Below are 5,912 nucleotides of genomic sequence, written 5' to 3' on the forward strand. Positions count from 1 at the left end.
TGTGTGTTACAGAGACTGGGGGTGTACGGGGCGCGGAAGGTCGTCGTGCCCAGCTCGCCGATGTCGACGCCGAGCAGATGGGCGACGACTCCGGCCGCGAGCACGCCGGAGGTCTTGCCCTGGTCGTTCGCGGTGCCGGCCGTGGTGTACCGCTTGAGGTGTTCGGCCGAGCGCAGACCGGCGCCGGTCGCCCGTGCCAGGTCGTCGACGGTGACGTCGCGCTGGAGGTCGACGAAGGAGCGGGACGTGTCGGTTCCGGGGACCACCCACAGGTGCCGGGCGGGGGTGTACGGCTGCCGGGCGACGACCGGGAGCGGGAGCGCGTCCCGGGCGGCGAAGCCCTCGGCCTCCAGGGCCCGGACCCCGGCCGCCCGGCCGTCGTCCAGGCAGCGGGCGAGGTCGTGCTCGCCGCGGGCCGCTCCCGCGGCCTCCACCGCCTGGCGGCAGCCGTCCGGTACGAACGTTCCGAGCTCCGGGTCGTGGCGCAGCCGCCCGCCGGCCTGGCTGTACAGGTGGACGACCGGGTTCCAGCCGCCGGAGACGAGCAGCAGGTCGGCGGGGAGCTCACGGACGGCGGAGTCTTCCCCGAGCCGGGACACGGTCACGGAGGACACCCGGGGTGCGCCGTCGGTGCCCGTCACCGCGTGCCCGGCGAGCACCTCGACACCGGCCCGGGCGGCGCGCACCGCCCACTCCCCCGGCTGCGGCCGGGCGTCGACGACCGCCTCGACGGCCACGCCGGCCGCGGCCAGGTCGAGGGCGGCCGCGTAGGCGCTGTCGTTGGTGGTGAAGACGACGGCGCGGCGGCCCGGGACGACGCCGAACCGGTGGAGGTACGTACGGGCGGCCCCGGCCGGCATCACTCCGGGGCGGTCGTTGTCGGCGAAGGCGAGGGAGCGTTCGTGCGCGCCGGTCGCGAGGACGACGCGGCGCGCCCGGATCCGCCACAGCCGTTCCCGGGAGACGTGTGCGGGGGCCTGCGCGCCGAGGTGGTGGGTGCGCCGTTCCACGGCGAGCACGTGGTTGTCGTCGTAGTGGCCGAAGACGGTGGTCCGCGCCAGTACCCGGACCTCGGGCGCGGCGTCGAGTTCCGCGCGCGCCGCGGCGGTCCAGTCGGGCAGCTCGCCGGTGCCGAGCAGGCTGCCGCCGGGTTCGGGACGTTCGTCGGCGAGGATCACGCGGGCGCCGCTGCGGGCGGCGGCCGTCGCGGCGGCGAGTCCGGCGGGGCCCGCGCCGACGACCAGCAGGTCGCAGTGGGCGTGTACGGCGTCGTAGCGGGCGGGGTCGGGTGTGGTGGCGAGCCGGCCCCGCCCGGGGAGGCTGCTCGCGACGAGCCCGTCGTACAGCTCGACGGTGGTGGCGGGCAGCATCGGCTCGGGGAAGGGGGCCTCGATCTGGACGACGGCGTTCGGCTCCTCGGCCCCGGCGCTGAAGATGCCGCGCGGGCGGCCGAGCCGGATGCTGCTGCCGGCGTGGTGGACCCCGTGGGCGAGCAGCGCGGAGGCGAGGGTGTCGCCGCGGTGGCCCTGGTACTCGATGCCGTCGAAGCGGAAGCGGAGCGGCTGGTCGTGCCGGATGCGGCCGCGGCCGGGCAGCCGGTGGGGCTGCCCGGTCATGCGGTCACCGGCCTGGGCTCGCCGGTCCGGTAGACGGCGCGGATCTCGTGGGCCGCGGTGTCCCGGACCGCGTTGAACCAGCGGCGGCAGCCGTCGGCGTGGTTCCAGCGTTCCGCGAAGGGGCCCTCGGGGTTGTCGCGGAAGAAGAGGTAGCGGGCCCACGCCTCGTCGCTCAGGGCCGCGGGGTCGGTGGGGTAGGGCACGTGCGCCTGGCCTCCGTAGTGGAACTCGGCCTCGTCGCGGGGCCCGCACCAGGGGCAGGGGATGAGCAGCATGGTCTCGGCTCCTCAGTGGGCCACCGCGGCCGCGCCGTGCTCGTCGACGAGCGCGCCGGTGGTGAAGCGTTCGAGCGTGAAGGGGGCGGCCAGCGGGTGGGGGGTGTCGTGGGCGATGGTGTGGGCGAGGACCCAGCCGGCGCCCGGTGTGGCCTTGAAACCACCGGTGCCCCAGCCGCAGTTGACGTAGAGGTGCGCCACGGGGGTGAGACCGGTGATGGGTGAGGCGTCGGGGCTGACGTCGACGATCCCGCCCCAGGTGCGCAGGACGTGCGCGCGGGCGAAGACCGGGAAGAGTTCGAGGGCGGCCGCCATCTGGCGTTCGATGACGTGGAACGCGCCGCGCCGGGTGTACGCGTTGTACGCGTCGATGCCGGCGCCCATGACCAGTTCGCCCTTGTGTGCCTGGCTGACGTACACGTGTACCGCGTTGGACATCACGACGGTGGGGTGTACGGGTTCCAGGAGTTCGGAGACCAGGGCTTGCAACGGGTGGCTCTGGAGGGGGAGTTCGAAGCCGGCCAGGGCGGCGAGCACGGAGGAGTGGCCGGCCGCGCAGAGGGCGACGCGGCCGGCGGCGATCGGGCCGAGCGAGGTCTGGACGCCGGTGACCCGCCCGTCCCGGACGTCGATGCCGATGACCTCGCAGTTCTGGACGAGGTCGATGCCGGCGGCGTCGGCGGCGCGGGCGAGGCCCCAGGCGACGTGGTCGTGCTTGGCGATGCCCGCCCGCGGCTGGTGGGTGGCGCCCAGGACCGGGTGGCGCACGTCCGGCGAGGTGTCGACGATCGGGCAGGCCTCCTTGACCTGCGCGGGGTCGAGCCATTCGGCGTCCACGCCGTTCAGGCGGTTGGCCTCGACGCGGCGCACGCCGTCGCGTACGTCCTGGAGGGTGTGGGCGAGGTTCAGCACACCGCGCTGGGAGAACAGGAGGGGGTAGTCGAGGTCCTCCTCCAGTCCCTCCCACAGTCCGAGGGCGTGCTCGTAGATCCCGGCGCTCTCGTCCCAGAGGTAGTTGGAGCGGATGATGGTGGTGTTGCGGGCCATGTTGCCGCCGGCGAGCCACCCGCGTTCGAGGACGGCGACGTCGGTGATGCCGTGGTTCTTCGCCAGGTAGTGGGCGGTGGCCAGGCCGTGTCCCCCGCCGCCCACGATGACCACCTCGTAGCCGCGCTTGGGCTCGGGGGTGCGCCACAGCCGTGCGGGGTGCTCGGGGGCGGCGCCCGGGGTCCGGGGGCTCACCGGGCGTCCTCCGGCAGACCGCGCAGGCGCCGCATCCGCGGGTCGAACAGGGGCTCGGCGGCGACGGTGGCCGCGATGCGCAGGTCGAAGTAGCCGATGTGCAGGACGCGGCCCGGCGTGGCGAGCTCCGCGGGCAGCCAGGCGTAGGCGATGCCCTTGCCCACCGTGTACCCGTACGCCGCGCTGGTGACGTGGCCCACCGGCCGGTCCCCGTCGTACACCGGCTCCTTGCCCATGACGACGGCGGCCGGGTCGTCGACGGTCAGGCAGGTGAGGCGGCGGCGGACGTGCGCGGCGCGGCGCTCCAGCGCGGCCCGGCCGATGAAGTCGCCCTTGCCCGGTTTCACGGCGAAGCCGAGGCCGGCCTCGTAGGGGTCGTGTTCGTGGCTCATGTCGGTGCCGAAGGACCGGTAACCCTTCTCCAGGCGCAGGCTGTTGAAGGCGCCGCGGCCGGCCGCGATGCCGCCGTGCGGCCGTGCGGCCTCCCGGAGGGTGTCCCACAGCTTCAGCCCCGTGTCGGCGGTGGTGTACAGCTCCCAGCCGAGTTCGCCGACGTAGCTCAGGCGCAGGGCGGTGACGGGGACGGCGCCGACGTGGGCGCTGCGGGCCCGGAACCAGGGCAGGCCCTCGTTCGAGAAGTCTGCGTCGGCGAGCGGCTGGAGCACCTCGCGCGCCTTCGGCCCCCACAGGCCGATGCAGCAGGTGCCCGCGGTGATGTCCCGTACGGTCACGGAGCCGTCGTCGGGGAGGTGGCGGGTGAGCCAGTCGAGGTCGAGGTTGCCGTTGGCCCCGATCTGGAAGCGGTGCCGGGCGAGCCGGGTCACCGTGATGTCGCTGCGGATCCCGCCTCCCTCGTCGAGCATCAGCGTGTACGTGACCGAGCCGACCGGCTTGTCGACGTCCGAGGTGGTCAGGTGCTGGAGGAACGCGGCGGCCCCGCGGCCGGACACCTCCAGCCGTTTGAGGGAGCTCATGTCGTACAGGGCCACGCCCTGCCGGGTGGCGAGGGCCTCGGCGCCGACGACCGGTGACCACATCCGGGCGGCCCACTCTCCGGGCACCGGGATGTCCCACCGGTCCAGGAGGGGCTCGTTGGCGTCGTACCACTGCGGCCGTTCCCAGCCGGCGGCCTCCAGGAAGACGGCTCCGAGCTCGCGCTGGCGGACGTGGAACGGGCTGGTGCGCAGCGGGCGCGGCGCACCGGCCGGCTGGAGCGGATGGAGGATGTCGTAGACCTCGGCGAAGTTGCGGCAGCCGCGGGCGAGGACGTAGGCGGGGGCGAGCTGGTGCGGCTCGAACCGGTTGACGTCGCACGCGTGCAGGTCGAAGGAGGAGCAGTGGCCGTCCACGAGCCACTCGGCCATGGCGCGGCCGACTCCGGCGGAGTGGGTGACCCAGACGGCCTCGGCGACCCAGAAGCCCTTGACGTCGGGCGATTCGCCGAGCAGGGGCATCCCGTCGGTGGTGAAGGAGAAGAGCCCGTTGATGCCCTCCTCGATCTTGGCGTCGCGGGTCGCGGGCAGCAGGGAGCGGGTCTCGGTCCAGGCGTCGGTGAAGTCTTCGGCGGTGAAGGGCAGTACGGACGGCATCCGGGGCGAGGAGTCCGGCGGGGCGATCTCGTCGGCGGGGACCGGCATGGGGCGGTGGCGGTAGGAGCCGATGCCGAGCCGGTCGAAGCACTCGCGGAAGTAGAGGCCGGCCTCCTGGTGGCGCAGGACGGGCCGGACGGCCTCCACGGTCTGCCCGGCGAGCGCGGGGACGGGGCCGGTCCAGGCCAGCTGGTGGGCGAGGGGGACCAGCGGCAGGTTCATGCCGGCCATGCGGGCGACCTTGGGGCCCCAGATGCCGGCGCAGCACACGACGACGTCGGCGGGGATCTCGCCGTGGTCCGTGACCACGGCGGTGACGCGGCCGGCGCCGGTGGTGCCGTCGGCCTCGGTACGGACGTCCAGGACCTGGTGGCGTTCGAGGACGCGGACCCCGCGGGCGCGGGCGTCCCGCAGCTGCGTCTCGACGGCGAGCACCGCCTTGGCCAGGCCGTCGGTGGGGACCAGCAGTCCGCCGAGGACGCGGTCGCGGTCGACGAGCGGGTGCAGCGCCGCGCACCCGTCGGGGTCCACGAGCCGGCCCTCGACGCCCCAGGAGGTGAGCCAGCCGTGGCGGCGCCGCAGGTCGGTGAGGCGTTCGGGGGTGGTGGCGAGTTCGAGCCCGCCGACCTGGAGGAAGCAGGGCTCACCGTCGACGTCGAGGGCGGAGAGCTTCTCGACGGTGTGGCGGGCCAGTTGGGTCATGGTCTTCGAGGGGTTCGCCTGGAACACCAGGCCGGGGGCGTGGGAGGAAGAGCCGCCGGTGACGGGGACCGGGCCCTGGTCGACGACGGTGATCCCGGTCCAGCCGCGCAGGGACAGTTCGTCCGCCAGCGCGGCGCCCACGACGCCCGCTCCGATGATGACCACGCGCGGTCCCGCCATCTCCGCCCCTCCGATTCGCAAGAAGTCGAGTTGCAGTGTCCGTACGGTCGCCGGGCGTTCGCCGCGCCGGCGTGTGCTCGCCGGGTGGTCACCGCGTTGCCGAGTGGTTGCCGTCAGCGCAACGGGGTGCAGGGTGCGCAACTCACAGTGCCGTTCGCCCCTGGTGGTGTCAAGAGCGCCGGCCGGGCCTCGACTCCCTTGCGCACGGGGCGGGAACGGCCGCGGGGGGGGGGGGGGGGGGGGGCCGGCCCCGGGGGGGGGGGGGGGGGGGGGCGGGGGGCGGGGGAGACCCGCATAAGACAGGACGC

The 5,912-nt window shown here is 74.5% G+C and carries 2 protein-coding genes and 1 pseudogene; all 3 read right to left on the bottom strand.

Annotated elements, in window-relative coordinates; genetic code table 11:
- A pseudogene (locus ACFXA3_RS19110) lies at nt 1-1,891 on the bottom strand (sarcosine oxidase subunit delta family protein); the annotation flags it as partial.
- Between the two features lie 12 nt (nt 1,892-1,903).
- The gene (locus tag ACFXA3_RS19115) at nt 1,904-3,133 is read right to left on the bottom strand and encodes a sarcosine oxidase subunit beta family protein (protein WP_385188180.1); all 1,230 of its coding nucleotides are present in this window, start codon (nt 3,131-3,133) and stop codon (nt 1,904-1,906) included.
- Nucleotides 3,130-5,604, bottom strand: coding sequence for an FAD-dependent oxidoreductase (locus tag ACFXA3_RS19120; RefSeq protein WP_385188182.1), 2,475 nt, complete (start codon nt 5,602-5,604; stop codon nt 3,130-3,132). The genes ACFXA3_RS19115 and ACFXA3_RS19120 overlap by 4 nt, the downstream gene beginning before the upstream one ends.
- Nucleotides 5,605-5,912 lie beyond the last annotated feature (308 nt).

It is taken from the genome of Streptomyces sp. NPDC059456, from assembly GCF_042750055.1.
Classification (GTDB): Bacteria; Actinomycetota; Actinomycetes; order Streptomycetales; family Streptomycetaceae; genus Streptomyces.